Raw genomic sequence first — 16604 nt, 5'->3', positions numbered from 1 at the left:
GTGCGCAAGACAGGTTAAAGGGCCGTCTAGACTCCGTAGCGCGCTGAGGAAGGGAGGCGCTGCTCCGGGAAAGGCCCTACCGGGTACGGGTCGGCAACCGGACCGACACCACCTGGGCGCCGCTCTCCTCGACCTCGGAGCGGGGTGCCGGATCGGTCCAGACGCCCTTGGAATCCTTCGAGAGGACGCGGGCGCCGTGTCTCCGGGCTGCGGGGCGGAGACGGGTGGGAGCGGGCCGCTCGATCACGGTCAGGATCGGGCGCGCGGCGGGGGCGTCGCGGATGCCGGCGGCGGTGGGGATGCCGTAGGTGCCGTAGCCCCAGGCCGGCGGCACGAGTCGGCTCGTGCTGGGCAGGCGCGTGAACGGCGCGCCGAGATAGGCGCCCTCGATCGCCGGACCGGCGAAGCGGTATCCGCCACCGCCATACCCGTAGACGTAGGGGTCGGCGGCAGCGCCCGAGGCGGCGCCGAGGGCGAACAGAGTAGCGAGACCGGCGGCGAGGGCTGGGCGCATGGGGCGAGGCTTCTCCGGTGGCGCATTGGCGAAACAGGCGCGATTCATGAAACCAAATCGGCGGCGCCTATGCTCGTTCCGCTCCCCCTCGTCCCGCCAGCCGATGCAGAATGCTGAGACGGGCGCTCCGCCGGCCGATGGCGTTCGCGCGCGTCGTCGTCGTTTCGGTGCTCAGCGGCAGATCGTGACGCGGCGGACGATCCAGCCTTCGCCCTCGATCCACAGGCGGCGGCGCTGCTTGTTGCAGTTGGCGCTCTCCTCGTCGCTCTCCGATGTCGCGGCCGCCTGGGAGACCTGCGCGGCCTCGGCGACCTGGGTGGTGCTGCGGCCCGTGCCGGGTGCAGCGAGGCTCGGCATCGCGGTCAAGCCGATCAGGGCGAGGCCGAGGACGGCCGCGGCGGTGGAGTGCGCGTTCATGATATCCTGCCCGCGCGCCGCGGCGGGCGCGCTTCAACGGTTCGGTCGGGGCGGCCGGTCTCCCGCCGTGCAGGCGCCGCCGCATATTGAATCAACAATCCACAACGTGGCCGTTGGGTTTCGCGTGACCTTCCGGAAAGCGGCAAAAATTTGTCTCCGTCTCCATGCGTTGTCCGTGCTGTTGCCTGCGGCGACGGAGCGCGATCCCGTGTGCCCGGTGCGATGCTTGCGAGAATGGTGCAAACGGTTGTACTGGCACGCGAAGCGAAACATCGGGCTTCGTCGTCCGAAACTGGGCCGCTCTTCTTGTTAGGAACGTTTCCAAACTGCGTTTTGCATCAGAACATCATTGTAATGTGACAAGTATTGGCGATGCCGCGCGGCGCGGCCTCGCCGTTGAGGCAGACAATTCGCCGGGACGCGCGTTCCGCCGATCGAAACGGGAGCAATCGGATGACGGACGGATCAACGTTCGTGCAGGCTTTCATCATCCTGTTCCGTGAGGGATTGGAAGCTCTGCTGGTGATCGCGGCGCTCGTTGCCTTCCTTCGCCGTGCGAATGCGGCGGAGCGGATCGCGCCGGTCTACATGGGCGCGCTCGCGGCGATCGTCGCCAGCATCGTCATGGCGTGGGTGTTCGCGACCTTCTACGACGGCAACCACAGCGACCTGTTCGAGGCCGTCGTGATGCTCGCGGCCGCGGTGCTGCTGTTCTACATGAGCGGCTGGATGTTCGTCCGCCAGGATCCGAAGGCGTGGCAGGCGGATCTCAACCGGTTGGCCGAGCGGGCGCTCGGCGCGGGCACCATGCTCTCGCTCGCCGGCATCGCCTTCCTGGCGGTGTTCCGCGAGGGCGCCGAAACGATCCTGTTCGTCCACACCCTGGCCAAGACCGCCAACGGCTTCGATGCCGCGTTGCTGGGCGGGCTCGCGACGGCGACCCTGGCGCTGGTGGCGATGTTCGTGGCGATGCAGTGGCTGGCGCTGCGCCTGCCGCTGCGCCCGATGTTCGTGGTGACCTCGGCCTTCCTGTTCTTCATGGGCCTGCGGATGGTCGGCCAAGCGTTCCAGGAGCTTCAGGAGCAGGCGCTGATCCCCTTCACCACGGACGGCGTACCCGCCTTCGTCTCGGAATGGGGCCTGAGCAACGGCAGTTGGGAGGCGCTCGGCACCCAGCTCGCGATCCTGGCCGTGGCCGCTGCGGCGGCCCTCGTCAGCCTCCGGCGCAAGGGCGGCGGCGGCAACGAGGCGCGCGAGGGGCGGCCGGTCTCGGCCGCGTCCTGATCCCGGCGATAGGGCTCCTCGCTCGGGGAGCCCTTTTGCTTTCACGCAGCCGCCATTGGCGGTGTTCTCGTTTCAGGGCCCCGTCAAAGGCCCCTCATACCAGATCCGGTTGATCCCTTCGGAATGGCGGATTTGGGCTTCGCTCAGGCGCCGCGCGGGCTTGCTGATCCGGTCCCCGCTTGGATCAAGCGGAAACCGTATCACACCTTCAGCCGGGACTTGATCCGGTAGGTCAGTCCGTCGCGTACATCGCGGTAGCCGTCGAGGCGCTGCTCGCGCGTGCCATCCTGCACCAGGGTCGGGTCCGGCGTCGGCCAGTATTCGACATCCGCCGCCAGGGTGTGCGTCAGTTTCAGCGCCCGGTGGTGCGCCTCCGGCGAGAGGGTGATGATCAGGTCGAAGTTCAGCCCCTCCCAATCCTCGAGCTGCTCTATGGTGCGCGGCTTGTGGCGGGAGGCGTCGATGCCAATCTCGTCCAAAGCTGCGACCATGAAGGGATCGCTCGGCTCGCCCGTGCGCACGCCGGCGGACTGCACGTAGGTGGATTTGCCGAAGTAATGGCGCGCGATCGCCTCCGCCGCCAGCGAGCGCACCGCATTGAAGTTGCACATGAACAGGACGGACTGAACCCGCCGCTTCTTGGGTCCGGTCCCGGGAATCGTGTCGTCCGTCATGCCCCGCCCGGGTGCTTCCCACGAAACCCCCGCCGCGCCGTCAGGCCCGCAGAAGAGCGATCGACGGCCGCAAACCCCGTGGAGCGCTCAGAGCGCATCGTCCCGAACGGGCGCCGGCTTGTCGGAAAAGACGATGCAAACACCGTGACCCCTCGCGAAACGCCCACGCCGACTTGCGCCGATGCACCACGGATCGGGCGTTTCATGAGGTGCTCGCGCACACGCTGATATAGATCCGCCCCGGAATTCCCGAAAGCGGATCGTTCTGCCGGGCGCTCCACCTTCGGGCAGGATAAAGCCGCGATCGTCAGCCCTTCCAGTGAAGGGCGAAGATCAGGGTGAACAGGCGCCGCGCCGTATCATGGTCGAGATCGACCTTGCCTTCGAGGCGCTGCCGCAGCAGCTCGGACGCTTCGTTGTGCAGGCCCCGCCGCCCCATGTCGATCGCCTCGATCTGCGTCGGCGAGGCGGTGCGGATCGCGCTGTAATAGCTCTCGCAGATCATCTCGTAATCGCGGATGACCCGGCGGAAGGGAGTGAGCGAGAGCAGGTGGGTCATCACCGGCTCGCCCGCCTCGGTCGCGATCGCGAAGGACAGCTTGTTCTCGACGAGGCCGAGGTCCAGCCCGTACGGGCCCTCGTCGCGCTCGGGGATCGTGAAGGAGTTCTCCTCCAGAATGTCGTAGATGGCGATGGCGCGCTCGTGCTCCTGGTCCGGGTTGCCCCGGCCGATCGAGCCCTCGTCGAGACGCACTGCCGCGAGCCGATTTCGCGGCTTCGCCGGTGCCTCGCCCTGCGCGTCTTGCGCCCCCTGGTTCGCTTCGGCCTTCATCGCCGGCGCCTTCTCGCGTCGGCACCCGAATCCGGGCGCCCTGTTTCCGTCACATGAGCCGAAAGCCGGGCCCGCACGCAAGCTCTCCGGGCGATCGATCCGAAACGTGGTTCCCGCCGACCCCTCGTGTATCGTCCCGAAAGCCGGCAACCACCTTTCGGGACGATCCTCTAGAGGTTGAGCCGGATCGACACGGAGCGGGCATGCCCGTCGAGACCCTCGGACTCGCCCAGGGCGATCGCGGCGGGCCCGAGCGCCCGCAGCGCGGCCGGATCGCAGCGCAGGATCGAGGTGCGCTTCATGAAGTCGAGCACCCCGAGTCCCGAGGAGAACCGCGCCGAACGGGCCGTCGGCAGCACGTGGTTCGGCCCGCCGACATAATCGCCGATGGCTTCGGGCGTGTGCGCGCCGAGGAAGATCGCCCCCGCGTTCCGGATTTTGAGCGACAACGCCTCGGCGTCCTCCGTCTCGATCTCGAGATGCTCGGGCGCGATGGCATCGACCAGCGGCACCGCCTCGTCGAAATCCCGGACGCGGATGATCGCGCCGTAATCGCGCCAGCTGGCGCGGGCGATCTCGGCGCGCTTCAGGGTCGCCAGCGCACGCTCGACCGCGGCCTCGGTCGCGTCGGCGAGTTCGTCCGAATCGGTGACGAGCACCGCCTGCGCCGCGGTGTCGTGCTCGGCCTGGGCCAGCAGGTCGGCGGCGATCCAATCGGGGTTGGCGTGACGGTCGGCCAGGATCAGCACTTCGGAAGGGCCGGCGATCATGTCGATGCCGACCTGCCCGAACACCCGGCGCTTGGCCGCCGCGACCCAGGCATTGCCGGGGCCGACGATCTTGGCCACCGGCGCGATGGTTTCCGTGCCGTAGGCGAGCGCGGCCACCGCCTGCGCCCCGCCGACGCGGTAGATCTCGTTGACGCCGGAGAGCGATGCTGCGGCCAGCACCAGCGGGTTGAGCTGCCCCTCGGGCGTCGGCACCACCATGACGATGCGTGGCACGCCCGCGACGCGGGCCGGCACCGCGTTCATCAGCACCGAGGAAGGATAGCTTGCGGTGCCGCCGGGCACGTAGAGCCCGACCGACTCGATCGCGGTCCAGCGCCAGCCGGCGGTGACGCCGAGATCGTCGGTGGAGAGGTGGTCCTCGGGGATCTGGCGGCGGTGATAGGCCTCGATCCGCTCGGCCGCGAGAGCCAGGGCGGCGCGGGCCTCAGGGGGGCAGGCGGCCACCGCCGCTTCCACTTCCTCGGCGGTGATGCGCAGGGAGGCCGGCGAGAAATCCTGGCCGAGCCGGTCGAAGCGGCGGGTGTAATCGACGAGCGCCGCGTCGCCGCCGGAGACGACCCCCGCGATGATCCCGCGCACGGTCTCGTCCACATCCTCGGAGATCTCGCGCTTGAGGCCAAGCAAGCGCTTGAACGCCTCCGCGAAATCGGGAGAGCGGCTGTCGAGACGGATCATCGGGCGATATCGGCGGTTCGGGGGCGGGGGGTCACGGGCGGTTCTCGACGAGGTTGCGCACGGCCTCGTGGTCGGGGCGGCCATCGGCCTCCCAGACGGGGCCGAGATCCTTCAGGCGCACCTCGACGCATTCGAGTTCGAGCCGGATCGCGGCCCCGCCGGAAAAGACCAGGGTGGCGATGCCGGAGGGTGCCTCGGTTTCCTCGAAGGTGATCGCGAGAAGGCTCAGGGGATCGCCGGAGGTCGCCCCCGGCGTGATGCCCTTGGCCTTCACGGAGAGCACGCGCTCGAAATGCAGGCCCGAGAGGCGGCGCCGAGGCGGCTGGCCCGGCGACACCGACCAGTCGAAACGGCGCGCCGCCAGGGCGAAGCGGTGCTCGCCCGGCAGCCATGCGAGATCCTCCGCCCGCAGGATCGCGTCCTGAAGGTGGGCGGAGATGACGGCAAGATCCTCGGCATCGAGGGCGGCGAGCTTGAGAAGCTCCATCATTGACGCTCCGGGCTCCCCGACCGAACGCGCGGGAAGCGGATTTCGAGGCGTAGGTAGCGACGCGACCCGCCTGCGGCAACCGGCAGCCGGACGGGTCACAGCGCGCTTCCGCGACCGGGAGGCCGGCTCGGCACCCGAGAGAGCACCCCGGACGGGACCGCGTGCCGTGCCCGATGCGCCACCGAGCGCCGTGTTCGAGGGTGGATTGCGGGGGCGCGGCTCTTTTGGGCTCATCGTGCGTTCATGAGCGCATGGCTACGGTCAGCGTGACTTTTCCAAGTCATCCGGAGGGGATGCGGACGATGCAAAACGGAGTTCTGGCCATGGGGCGCACCTTGGGGGTCGTTCTGGCCCTCGGGTTCGTGGCGAGCCCGGCGAGCGCCCAGTATTATCGCGACGGCTATGACGGTCCGCGCCGCTACGATGACGGCTACAGCCGCCGCTCCCGTGGCGACGACGAGGGGTACGGTCGGCGCCGCTACGGCGACGATGACGGCCGTCGCCGCCGCTTCGACGATGACGACGACGGTCCGCGCTTCCGGGGTCCGCCCCGCGGCGGACGCGGCGGCAGCGTCTGCATCACCGCCCGCGGCAGCTGCGCGACGGGCTTCGCGCCGCCGAACGCGCCCTGCGCCTGCGATATCCCCGGCTTCGGCGTGAAGCGCGGCGCCATCGCTCGCTGACCCCTCGGGGATCGTCCGAACAGGATCGGCCTGCACCGTGCGGTGCAGGCCGTTTTCTTTTGGAGCCGAGCGGAAGATCGGCGCCGGGCGCCTTCAGGCCCGCACGCGCTCGATCTGCGCGCCGCAGCGGGCGAGCTTGGCCTCCAGGGCCTCGAAGCCGCGGTCGAGGTGGTAGACGCGGTTGATCTGCGTCTCGCCCTCCGCCGCGAGGGCGCCGATCACCAGTGAGACCGAGGCGCGCAGGTCAGTGGCCATGACGGGCGCACCTTTCAGGCGCTCCACGCCCTCGACGATGGCGAGATCGCCGTCGAGGCGGATCCGCGCGCCGAGGCGGGCCAACTCCTGCACGTGCATGAAGCGGTTCTCGAAGATCGTCTCGCGGATGCGCGACTGGCCCTTGGCCAGCGTCATCAGCGCCATGAACTGGGCCTGGAGATCGGTCGGGAAGCCGGGGAACGGATCGGTCGTCACGTCCGCCGGGCTGATCCCGCCGCCGTTCCGGCGCACCCGGATTCCGTCGGGCAGGGCCGTGATCTCGGTGCCGGTGGAGGCCAGGGTCTCGAGAGCCGAGGCCAGCAGGTCGGTCCGGGTGTTGACGAGGGAGACGTCGCCCCCGGTCATCGCCACCGCCATGGCGTAGGTGCCGGTCTCGATCCGGTCGGGCAGCACCTCGTGGCGGGTGCCGCCGAGGCGTGCCACGCCCTCCACAACGATGCGGGAGGTGCCCGCACCCTCGATCCGCGCACCCATCTTGATCAGGCACTCGGCGAGATCGACGACTTCCGGCTCGCGGGCGGCGTTGTCGATCACCGTGGTGCCGTAGGCCAGGGCCGCCGCCATCAGGGCGACGTGGGTGCCGCCGACCGTGACCTTGGGGAAGTCGATCTCGGCGCCGCGCAGCCCGTTCTTCGTCTTCGCAACCACGTAGCCGCCGTCGATCTCGATCTCGGCGCCGAGCTTCTCCAGGGCCATGAGCAGCAGGTCGACCGGCCGGGTGCCGATGGCGCAGCCGCCGGGCAGCGATACCTTGGCCTCGCCGAAGCGGGCGAGCAGCGGCGCAATCACCCAGAAGCTCGCCCGCATGGTCGAGACGAGTTCGTAGGGCGCGGTGGTGTCGATGACGTTCGAGGCGGTGAGCCGGACGGTCTGGCCGGTCTCGGCGGTCTGCCCCGGCCGCTTGCCGACGACCATGTGATCGACGCCGTGATTGCCGAGAATGCGCGTCAGCGCCGCGATGTCGGCGAGCCGCGGCACGTTGATGAGTTCCAGCGTCTCCCCGGTGAGAAGGCTCGCGATCATCAGCGGCAGCGCCGCGTTCTTGGCGCCCGAAATCGGGATCGTGCCGTTGAGCGGCGTGCCGCCGGTGATGTGGATGCGGTCCATCGGGATCCTCGGAGCACCCCCGTTCCGATCGCGGAGGTCGCCTTGCGTGCCGGGCGCGCAGGCGCCCCTTGTTCAGGGTGGAGGTATAGGCGGTATCCGGCAAAAAGAAGAAGCGTGGCCGTTCGGTTCCATTCCGCGCCCGGAGCATCGCTCCCTCGATGGGTGCAAGAGCGGCAGGCTGGCGGCAGACTGGGCGGCAGGCCGGGCGACGGGCGCGAAATCATCGTCCTGGATATCGGATCCGGGCCGATACTCGAGCCTTCTATTTTTGCATCGTCTTTTTTCGAAAGCCGGGGACCACCTTTTGGGACGATGCGCTAACTCTTCTCGGCCGGTTCGGTCGGCTGCGTCTTCGTGGGTTCGGGGGCGTCGTCGGCCCGGCTCCGGGCCTGTGCCTTGCGGCGGCGCAGGTTGTCGCGCAGGGCCGCTTTGAGGCGGGCGGCGCGCTCCTCGTCCTTGGTCGCCATCTCGCGTTCCGAAACGATTTCACCCGGCGGAGCGCCCGTCATGCCGGTGCGCGTTCGGCCGTTATGGGCAAAGGCCGTATCCCGATTTCGTCCCCTTCGCCAGCGCATCGGCCGCCCCGCACGGGCCTTGCTCCGCGCCGCGACCCATCGTCACCCAAGCCGAATCAGCGGGCATCGGTTCTCGCAAGCGATGCACAAAGCCGCGCCAGGACGGCATCCTCAGGGCGAACATTCCATGTTGGCGCCTGGATACGGGCAAGATCGCAGGTCCCTTCGAGCCTGTGCAAAGCAGGAATGTCTCGAACTCACCTTGAACCAGTTCGAAATAACCTCCTATCTTGCGCTCACGGCAGCATCGGCGCGGGACTCGTCCCGGACGGGATGCGAAAGCCGCCGGTCGGACGATGACGCACGGCGAAGGCCGTGCCGCTCCCTGGGGGCTGAACCTCGGGAGACCACCGCCCCGGCCGCGAACGGTTCGGCCACGCTCTCCGGGGTAGGGCTCGGACCCGAATTCTTTGAACCGAGGCGTCCCAAGAAGAACGCCCGGCCAGCCGAAAGCGTCGAGGACGGATGCCCGTGAACCTGATGCCTGTGAACGCGGCCGACAGCGCCACCCTGCCCGACGAGTCGATCGTCGGCGGTGATGGCGGCGTGGACGAGGCCGGTGCTAGCAATGGCCGGGCCAAATTCGAGCGGTCGCCGGTCCGCCCCGCCGGCCCGCGCACGGATTACGACGGCCATTTCCGTGCTGCCCTCGACCGGCTGCACAGCGAGCGCCGCTACCGCGTCTTCGCCGACATCGAGCGGATCTCCGGCCGCTTTCCGCAAGCCACCTGGCGGCGCCCGGAGGGCGGCAACCGCGAGATCACGGTGTGGTGCTCCAACGACTATCTCGGCATGGGTCAGCACCCCGAGGTCGTCGCGGCCCTGACCGACACGGCCGCCCGCTGCGGCGTCGGCGCCGGCGGTACCCGTAACATCGCCGGCAACAACTCGCCGCTGGTCGATCTGGAGCGCGAACTCGCCGACCTGCACGGCAAGGAGGCGGGCCTCGTCTTCACCTCGGGCTACGTCTCGAATCAGGCCGGCATCTCGACCATTGCCAAGCTGCTGCCGAACTGCCTGATCCTGTCGGACGCCTTCAACCACAATTCGATGATCGAGGGCGTGCGCCATTCCGGTTGCGAGAAGCGCGTCTTCCGCCACAACGACCTCGAGCATCTCGAGCAACTGCTCGCCGAGGCCGGCGACCGGCCCAAGCTGATCGCCTTCGAGTCGGTCTACTCGATGGACGGCGACATCGCGCCGATCGCCGCGATCTGCGACCTCGCCGATGCCTACGGCGCCATGACCTATCTCGACGAGGTCCACGCGGTCGGCCTCTACGGCGAGCGCGGCGCCGGCATCGCCGAGCGTGACGGGGTGATGGACCGGGTCGATGTGATCGAGGGGACGCTCGCCAAGGGCTTCGGCTGCGTCGGCGGCTACATCACCGGTTCGGCGACCCTGTGTGACGCGGTCCGCAGCCACGCGGCCGGCTTTATCTTCACCACCGCCCTGCCGCCGGCTGTGGCCGCCGCGGCGCGCGCCTCGGTGCGCTACCTCAAGCGCTCGAAGCTCGAGCGCGAGGCGCATCAGCGCCAGGCCGCCCGCACCAAGGCGGCCCTGGAGACCGCCGGCCTGCCGGTGCTGCACACCGAAACCCACATCGTGCCGCTGATGGTGGGCGACGCCGAGCTGTGCAAGGCGGCTGCCGACCACCTGCTGGAGCATCACGGCATCTACATTCAGCCGATCAACTACCCCACCGTCCCGCGCGGCACCGAGCGCTTGCGGATCACGCCCTCGCCCTTCCACGACGACGAGCGGATCGGTGCGCTGACGGCCGCGCTGGTGGAAACCTGGGATACGCTGGATCTGCCGCGGGCCGGCACGGTGTTCGCCGCCGCTGCGGAGTAGCCTTTTCACGAAGGCCGCGGCATCGGCTACACTGTCTGCATGGCCCCAGCCTTCGATCGTACCCGCCTCCTCCAGGCCTTCGAACGGCTCGGCGCGGATCTGTCCGCGCGGGGGCTGTTCGTCGAACTGGCCGTGTACGGCGGCGGGGCGCTGATGCTGCAATTCGCGTGGCGGCGCGGCACCGACGATGTGGATGCGGTGGTGCGCGAAGGCTTCGACGAGGCGGCTCTGGCGCCCTCGGTCGCGCGCGTGGCGCAAGAACTCGGGTTGCAGCCCGATTGGCTCAACAATGCGGTCGGCATGTTCACGCCGCTGGATGAGGACGAGGCCCTGTTCACGGCCGCCGGCCTCTATCCGGCCGACGGGACACCGGGTCTGCGCACCTTTCTCGCCGCGCCGCGCTACCTTCTCGCCATGAAGCTGCACGCCCTGCAGAATCTCGATCGCGGCGAACGCGACCTGCGGGATGCGCAGGCCCTGGCCGCCCATCTCGGCATCGGCGAGGTGGCCGCGCTGCATGACCTCTACGTGTCCGTCTACGACGAGGCGCCCCCGGACGAGGCGAGCCTGCGCTTCCGGTCGGTGCTTCAGGATGGCCCGCAATGAGGCCCGTCACCTTGCGCGCGGTGGTCGAGAGGGCGCGCGCGGATGGCGACTGGGATCACCACCTGCAGAACTTCCTCGATGCCTTCTACGCGCTCGACGGCGACACCGCCGCCCAGGGGGCGATGATCGCCGAGGATCCGGGCTTTCTGGGAGACGCGCGGCCCGATGCCTTCCTCGGCGGGGTCGGCGAGCACCTCGCCCGGCGCTGGCGGTTGCCGTTCATTCCGCCTTGGGTGCGGCACGAGGCCCGCTACCTCGACAAGGCCATGTTCGTGCCCGACGAGCGCAACCTGCGCAATTACCTGCTCTGCGTCAGCCCGGTCTCGTTCCGACCGCGGCTGATCTTTACCGGGCCGGACCCGCTCCAGCGCGCCCGCTTCCCCTATCACCGCGGCGTGGTCCGGATGCCCCTGACCTTTCCGCAGGGGCCCGCAGCCACGGCCTTGTTCGAGCCGGAGCGGTGAGGGGTCTCAGCGCCGCTTGACCTCGTTCGACCAGCCATGCGCCGCGGCGGCCTTCTCGACCTTCTCCTTGAGCTGCGGCAGCAGCGTGCCCATCCATTGCTGCATGCCCGTCAGCATCGCCTGGCTCAGTTGCGGCTGCGCCTTGACGAGGTTCTTGCCCGCCGGCGTGGCGTAGAAGCTGGCCACCGCCTTCAGATCCTCCTTCGAGAGGACGGAGGCGAAGGAGAGGGCCTGGATCGCCAGCAGGTCGTCGTAATTCTCCGAGAGCGTGGGCATGACGACCTCGTCCACCATCACCTGGGCCTTCTTCGGGTCCGTGAGACCCATCTGCTGCATCACCCCGGCCATCGGTGCCTTCATCGCCGCGAGCACCGCGGCCCGGTCTCCCTGCGACGCGGCGACGACCTCGCGGGCGGCGGCCAAGCGCTCCGGATCGGCGGTGACGGCCGGGGCGGCGGGTTTGGCGGGCGCCTGCGCCGCGGCAGGAACGGTGCCGGCGACGAGGGCCGGCGTGCAGAGCAGGCCGAGGCCCAGCAATCCGGAGAGCATTTTCTGGCGCATGGTCGGAGTGTTTCCGGTCGTGAGCATGGGGTCGGGCTGTCGAGCCGAGCGGGACGACGCGCAGGCAACGGTGATCCTTGGAGCACCCGGCGCCAACTCCCGCAACGGTAGTCGGTTCGGAGCCATGCCCGCAACGCGCTTGTCGGCCGGCCTGAGGCACCGCTATGGCCGCGCTCACGGCGGCGTGACCGCGGGGAGCCAGACGATGCCGGATACGGACGATACCTACATCTACGACGAAGCGCTCGGCGAATGGCGCCCCGCCGGCGCGGCGGCGGCGGCCGAGACGCCGGATGCGCGGGCGGCCGTCCGCGACGCCGCAGGCAACATCCTGGCCGACGGCGATGCGGTCACCCTGATCAAGGATCTCAAGGTCAAGGGCGCGAACCAGACCCTGAAGCAGGGCACCGTCATCCGGTCGATCCGCCTCACGGACGATCCGGAGGAGATCGATTGCCGCCACGACAGCATCAAGGGCCTCGTCCTGCGCACGGAATTCGTGCGCAAGCGCTGATCGCGCGGAGCGAAACGGGGCGGGCTCAAAGCGTGACGACGAGCCCGTCCTCGGCCGCGATGTAGCCGTCCGGCGGGTGCGCGATCATCTCCGGGCTCATATGCGTGAGCATCAGCCGCTTCGGGGCGATCTCGGGCAGGCGCCGCTTCAGCGTCGCCCAATCGAGGTGGAATTTGACCGGACGCTCCACGGTGTAGCCCTCGGCGATCATCAGGTCCGCCCCGCGTCCCGCCGCGACGATGTCCTCCACCCACTCGGTGTCGCCGGTATAGCTGACGACCTTGCCCGCCGCCTCGATCCGCAGGGCGTGCGCGGGTGCGCCGGAGGGGTGGCACATGGTGAAGGCGGTGGCACGCGCGCCCCCGGTCTCGACCGGGCGCCCGGCTTCCATCTCCACGACCTCGACGGAGAACCGGCGCTCGGCCGTGCTGGAGCCGGGAAACAGCACCTCCATCGCCGCCGGAAGGCGCGTCGCCGTGCCCGGTGGCCCGACCACGGTCAACGGCTCCATGCGGCCGCTGACGAGCTGCCCGTCGAGGATCAGCCAGGGCAGGCCGCCGAAATGGTCGCCGTGGAGATGGGTGAGGAACACCGTGCGGATGCGGTTCGGCTCGACGCCGAAGCGCCGGATCGCGATGAGCGCGGAAGCGCCGCAATCGATGAGGAAGGCGCCGCCGGACGCATCGACGTGGAAGCAGGTGTTGAAGCGCCCGCCCGAGCCGAACGCGTCTCCGCAACCGAGAACTTGGAGCCGCATGGTTCACTCTCCCTGCTTTCGATCCCGGCAGGGATCTCGGTCACTGGGCGCCGCGATCAATCATCTCCGGTCGACATTGATCGCGCTCATTCATCGGCGGGCGTCTCCCGCGTCTCGGTGAGAGGCAGGTGTACTGTCCCGAGAGCCCGGTTTCGTTTCATTTGTTAATCTGCTGGAAAAGGACAAATTCGGCGTTCCATACTGAGTTTCGCGTTCCGGCAGGGTGTGGATGCTGCCGCTGTGCGGCATGGAATTGCTTCTCTGGAAACAACATCCGGAAAAATACTAGTCCAGTGAGCCGGGCGCAGTATCCCGTGGCTTGCGGAGGTGCCAAATTCAGGCCGCGCGATCGCGTTCGTTCCGTTGTTCTCGCCGGCTTCATGACGATCCATTCCCACCCCTTTCCCGCTGCCATCCGCTCGGCCGCGATCGAGCCGGCCGCCATTCTGTCGGACGAGGGCGCAGCCCTGATCGACCGGATCTACGAGGCGGCGGCCCTGCCCGAGCTGTGGCGCGAGGTTCTGATCGAACTCGCCCGCTTCGCCGGCGCGCCGGAGGCGGTGATGATTGTTTCGACCGGGACGCACTATCGCGACTTCGTGACGACCTCGCCCGAGTTCGACGCCGTGGTGAACGAACATCTGCGTTTTCCCGGCAACGTCCGCACGGAGCGGCTTCTGGCGTTGCGCCATCCCGGTTTTCTCACCGACCTCGACGTCGTGACGGAGGAGGAGATCGCGACGCTGCCGCTCTATCAGGACTTCCTGATCCCACGGGGTTACGGTGCGGGCACCGCGACGACCGTCCTCGTGCCGAGCGGCGACAGCGTGATCGTCCATTGCGAGCGCGCCCGCGCCGAGGGCGATTTCGGCCCGCAGGTGCTTTCCGCCCTCAACGGCCTGCGCCCCCATCTCGCACGGGCCGCCCTGCTCTCCGCGCGCCTGGAAATGGAAAGGGTGACCACCACGACCCGGACGCTCGAAGCGCTCGGCCTGCCGGCGGCCGTGCTCGGAAGCGGCGGGCGGGTCATCGACGCCAATCCCTCCCTGGTGGCGATGATGCCCCACACCCTGAGCGACCAGCCCTTGCGGCTCGCCGTGGTCGATCCGGCCGCCGACCGGCTGCTGCGTGAAGCCGTGGCACAATCCGCTCAGCCGCAGGCGATGCCGGTGCGCTCGATCCCGATCGCCGCCAGCGGCGAGCGTCCCCCGGTGATCCTGCATCTTGTGCCGATCCGCGGCGCGGCCCACGACGTGTTCGTCCGCGCTCGCTTCGTGCTGATCGCCACGCCCGTCGTGGCGCAGGACGTGCCGAGCGCGGACGTGGTCCAGGGGCTGTTCGACCTGACCCCGGCCGAGGCCCGGCTCGCCGCCCTGATCGGGGCAGGCGATGCCCCGGCGCCGGCCGCGGCCAAGCTCGGGATCACCCCCAGCACCGCCCGTTCCGTGCTCAGGCGCATCTTTCAGAAGACCGGCGTGTCGCGCCAAGCCGAGCTCGTCGGCCTCCTCGCCGGCCGGGGCGCCGGGTCGGGATTGCACGAATAACGGCCGATGCGCCGGTCGATACTCAGCTATGGCGTCGGCCAACTCGCAACTTCTGAAAAACCGCTCTATAAGCCCGGCTTCGCGCGAGGCGGGAGGGCCCGCGCGCATCACCCGATCGGGTGAGCGGAGAGAGTATCATGGCCGAGCGGTGGACCCCCAAAACCTGGCGCAACCTGCCGATCCAGCAGGTCCCGTCCTATCCGGATGCGTCCGCGCTCCAGGCCGTCGAGGCGCAACTCGCGAGCTTTCCGCCGCTCGTTTTTGCCGGTGAGGCGCGCAAGCTGAAGGCGGCCCTGGCGCGCGTCGGGGCGGGCGAGGCATTCCTGCTGCAAGGCGGCGATTGCGCCGAGAGCTTCGACGAGCACTCGGCCGACAATATCCGCGACTTCTTCCGCGTCTTCCTGCAGATGGCGATGGTGCTCACCTTCGCGGGCGGCTCGCCCGTGGTGAAGGTTGGCCGCATTGCCGGGCAGTTCGCCAAGCCGCGTTCCTCACCGACCGAGACGCTCGACGGTGTGGCGCTGCCGAGCTACCGCGGCGACATCATCAACGGCCTGACCTTCAACGAGGAGGCACGGATCCCCGATCCGCGCCGCCAGCTCGAAGCCTACCGGCAGTCGGCGGCGACGCTGAACCTCCTGCGCGCCTTCGCCACCGGCGGCTACGCCAACCTCGAGAACGCGCATCGCTGGATGCTGGGCTTCGTGAAGGACAGCCCGCAATCCTCGCGCTACCGCGATGTGGCCGAGCGGATGTCGGATGCGCTCGACTTCATGCGCGCCATCGGCATCAACCCGGAGACGCATCAGGAGGTCCGCACCACGGACTTCTACACCAGCCACGAGGCGCTGCTGCTCGGCTACGAGGAGTCGCTGACCCGCGTCGATTCGACGAGCGGGGACTGGTACGCCACCTCGGGCCACATGCTCTGGATCGGCGACCGCACCCGCCAGCCGGACCACGCCCACGTGGAATATGCCCGCGGCATCAAGAACCCGATCGGCCTCAAATGCGGGCCCTCGACCACGGCCGAGGGGCTGATCCGCCTGATCGATCTCCTCAACCCGGAGAACGAGGCCGGCCGCCTCAGCCTGATCTGCCGCTTCGGCGCGGACAAGGTCGGTGACCACCTGCCGGGGCTGATCCGCACGGTGCAGCGCGAGGGCCGCAACGTCGTGTGGGTGTGCGATCCGATGCACGGCAACACCATCGCCGCCGGCCGCTACAAGACCCGGCCGTTCGAGCGGGTGATGCAGGAGATCGAAGGCTTCTTCGGCGTGCACCGCGCGGAAGGCACGATCGCCGGCGGCATCCATCTGGAGATGACCGGTAAGGACGTGACCGAATGCACCGGCGGCGCCCGTGCGCTGACAGCCGACGACCTACAGGACCGCTACCACACCTACTGCGACCCGCGCCTCAACGCGGAGCAGGCGCTGGAGGTGGCGTTCCTGACCGCCGAACTGGTGAAGCGTGAGCGCGCCGAGATCGAGCACCCGCGCCTCGACGCGGCGGAGTAGCCTCGGTCCGATCGGAATGCGAAAAGGGCGGGTGCGATCGTGCAGGATCGTGCCCGCCCTTTTCGTTGTGCGCATCCATGTGCAGCGAAGGCCCCTGCGCCCCGACCCGCAGCCGACAAAAGATTTCGGCGAAGCACCACATCGGCGCGCGTCAAGAATGTTTCTCGCGCCCGAGCTTGGTTATCATCCTCTTAAGCAATCGGCTTCGGAGGCGGCATGGCGGTATCGGCGACCAGGAAGACTTCTCGCATTCGCAGTCTCTGGCCGAGTTTGAATCCGAGAGTGCCATCCGCCGCGGCGCCTCTGCTGGACCGGCGCTCGATCGACCTGAGCCCGATCGAGGCCGAGGTGCGACGGCCGCCACATGACCTCACGGCCAACGAACTCATCGCCATGGCCCGTGCCGCCCGGGCGCGCCGCCTTGATCCGTGAGCGGACGCTCCACCGCTCGGTGACGGCGAAGTCC

At 68.9% G+C, this 16604-nt stretch carries 19 protein-coding genes; 9 read left to right on the top strand and 10 right to left on the bottom strand.

What is annotated here, in order from left to right; all coding sequences use genetic code 11:
• Nucleotides 1-76: 76 nt before the first annotated feature.
• Both J2W78_RS19085 and J2W78_RS19080 read right to left on the bottom strand, forming a co-directional pair.
• Nucleotides 77-514 (bottom strand): hypothetical protein, encoded by a 438-nt coding sequence (locus tag J2W78_RS19085; protein ID WP_253373073.1) that lies wholly within the window; start codon nt 512-514, stop codon nt 77-79.
• Between the two features lie 171 nt (nt 515-685).
• Complete coding sequence (locus J2W78_RS19080; RefSeq protein ID WP_253373071.1) at nt 686-931, bottom strand: hypothetical protein; 246 nt, start codon at nt 929-931, stop codon at nt 686-688.
• A 453-nt stretch (nt 932-1384) separates the two neighbouring features.
• Here J2W78_RS19080 and J2W78_RS19075 point away from each other — a divergent pair, with 453 nt between their 5' ends.
• Nucleotides 1385-2215: an FTR1 family iron permease gene (locus tag J2W78_RS19075; protein WP_253373069.1), complete on the top strand. Its 831-nt coding sequence runs from the start codon at nt 1385-1387 to the stop codon at nt 2213-2215.
• A gap of 200 nt (nt 2216-2415) precedes the next feature.
• Here the strand turns inward: J2W78_RS19075 and J2W78_RS19070 are convergent, their stop codons facing one another.
• The 4 genes from J2W78_RS19070 to J2W78_RS19055 all read right to left on the bottom strand — a co-directional run bounded on the left by J2W78_RS19070 (nt 2416) and on the right by J2W78_RS19055 (nt 5674).
• Entirely contained in the window at nt 2416-2889 is a 474-nt protein-coding gene (locus J2W78_RS19070; RefSeq protein WP_253373067.1) for a low molecular weight phosphatase family protein, read from the bottom strand.
• 307 nt (nt 2890-3196) lie between these two features.
• A complete protein-coding gene (locus J2W78_RS19065) occupies nt 3197-3721 on the bottom strand; it encodes a UPF0262 family protein (protein ID WP_253373065.1) in 525 nt (174 codons plus the stop codon).
• Nucleotides 3722-3891: 170 nt separating this feature from the next.
• On the bottom strand, nt 3892-5187 hold the full coding sequence (gene hisD, locus J2W78_RS19060) for a histidinol dehydrogenase (protein WP_253373063.1): 1296 nt from the start codon (nt 5185-5187) through the stop codon (nt 3892-3894).
• Between the two features lie 31 nt (nt 5188-5218).
• A complete protein-coding gene (locus tag J2W78_RS19055) occupies nt 5219-5674 on the bottom strand; it encodes a DUF2948 family protein (protein WP_253374087.1) in 456 nt (151 codons plus the stop codon).
• 305 nt (nt 5675-5979) lie between these two features.
• Here J2W78_RS19055 and J2W78_RS19050 point away from each other — a divergent pair, with 305 nt between their 5' ends.
• Nucleotides 5980-6360 carry a hypothetical protein gene (locus J2W78_RS19050; RefSeq protein ID WP_253373061.1) on the top strand — a complete coding sequence of 127 codons (381 nt, stop codon included), beginning with the start codon at nt 5980-5982 and terminating at the stop codon, nt 6358-6360.
• A 93-nt stretch (nt 6361-6453) separates the two neighbouring features.
• Here J2W78_RS19050 and murA read toward each other — a convergent pair whose 3' ends face one another.
• Nucleotides 6454-7743, bottom strand: coding sequence for a UDP-N-acetylglucosamine 1-carboxyvinyltransferase (murA, locus tag J2W78_RS19045; RefSeq protein WP_253373059.1), 1290 nt, complete (start codon nt 7741-7743; stop codon nt 6454-6456).
• A gap of 317 nt (nt 7744-8060) precedes the next feature.
• Entirely contained in the window at nt 8061-8210 is a 150-nt protein-coding gene (locus tag J2W78_RS19040) for a hypothetical protein (protein WP_253373058.1), read from the bottom strand.
• Between the two features lie 573 nt (nt 8211-8783).
• On the opposite strand from J2W78_RS19040, the gene hemA reads away from it, so the two are divergent.
• The 3 genes from hemA to J2W78_RS19025 are packed head-to-tail and all read left to right on the top strand — an operon-like array spanning nt 8784 to nt 11242.
• Nucleotides 8784-10172 (top strand): 5-aminolevulinate synthase, encoded by a 1389-nt coding sequence (gene hemA, locus J2W78_RS19035; RefSeq protein WP_253373056.1) that lies wholly within the window; start codon nt 8784-8786, stop codon nt 10170-10172.
• 39 nt (nt 10173-10211) lie between these two features.
• Nucleotides 10212-10778 (top strand): hypothetical protein, encoded by a 567-nt coding sequence (locus tag J2W78_RS19030; protein ID WP_253373054.1) that lies wholly within the window; start codon nt 10212-10214, stop codon nt 10776-10778.
• On the top strand, nt 10775-11242 hold the full coding sequence (locus J2W78_RS19025) for a hypothetical protein (protein WP_253373053.1): 468 nt from the start codon (nt 10775-10777) through the stop codon (nt 11240-11242). Before J2W78_RS19030 ends, J2W78_RS19025 begins: the two co-directional genes overlap by 4 nt.
• Before the next feature lie 6 nt (nt 11243-11248).
• On the opposite strand, the gene J2W78_RS19020 is transcribed toward J2W78_RS19025, so the two are convergent.
• Nucleotides 11249-11803: a DUF2059 domain-containing protein gene (locus tag J2W78_RS19020; RefSeq protein ID WP_253373051.1), complete on the bottom strand. Its 555-nt coding sequence runs from the start codon at nt 11801-11803 to the stop codon at nt 11249-11251.
• A gap of 205 nt (nt 11804-12008) precedes the next feature.
• On the opposite strand from J2W78_RS19020, the gene J2W78_RS19015 reads away from it, so the two are divergent.
• Nucleotides 12009-12317, top strand: a complete 309-nt coding sequence (locus tag J2W78_RS19015) for an alkylphosphonate utilization protein (protein WP_253373049.1) — start codon at nt 12009-12011, stop codon at nt 12315-12317.
• Between the two features lie 25 nt (nt 12318-12342).
• On the opposite strand, the gene J2W78_RS19010 is transcribed toward J2W78_RS19015, so the two are convergent.
• The gene (locus tag J2W78_RS19010; protein ID WP_253373047.1) at nt 12343-13074 is read right to left on the bottom strand and encodes an MBL fold metallo-hydrolase; all 732 of its coding nucleotides are present in this window, start codon (nt 13072-13074) and stop codon (nt 12343-12345) included.
• A gap of 380 nt (nt 13075-13454) precedes the next feature.
• Here J2W78_RS19010 and J2W78_RS19005 point away from each other — a divergent pair, with 380 nt between their 5' ends.
• The 3 genes from J2W78_RS19005 to J2W78_RS18995 all read left to right on the top strand — a co-directional run bounded on the left by J2W78_RS19005 (nt 13455) and on the right by J2W78_RS18995 (nt 16570).
• A complete protein-coding gene (locus tag J2W78_RS19005; protein WP_253373045.1) occupies nt 13455-14618 on the top strand; it encodes a helix-turn-helix transcriptional regulator in 1164 nt (387 codons plus the stop codon).
• Between the two features lie 137 nt (nt 14619-14755).
• On the top strand, nt 14756-16138 hold the full coding sequence (locus J2W78_RS19000) for a class II 3-deoxy-7-phosphoheptulonate synthase (RefSeq protein WP_253373043.1): 1383 nt from the start codon (nt 14756-14758) through the stop codon (nt 16136-16138).
• A gap of 282 nt (nt 16139-16420) precedes the next feature.
• Entirely contained in the window at nt 16421-16570 is a 150-nt protein-coding gene (locus J2W78_RS18995) for a hypothetical protein (protein ID WP_253373041.1), read from the top strand.
• The last annotated feature ends 34 nt before the right edge of the window (nt 16571-16604 follow it).

The organism is Methylorubrum extorquens, from assembly GCF_024169925.1.
GTDB classification, from domain to species: Bacteria; Pseudomonadota; Alphaproteobacteria; order Rhizobiales; family Beijerinckiaceae; genus Methylobacterium; species Methylobacterium extorquens_A.
Note: the sequence above shows the minus strand (reverse complement) of the source record. Positions and strands in the feature narration are given on the sequence as shown.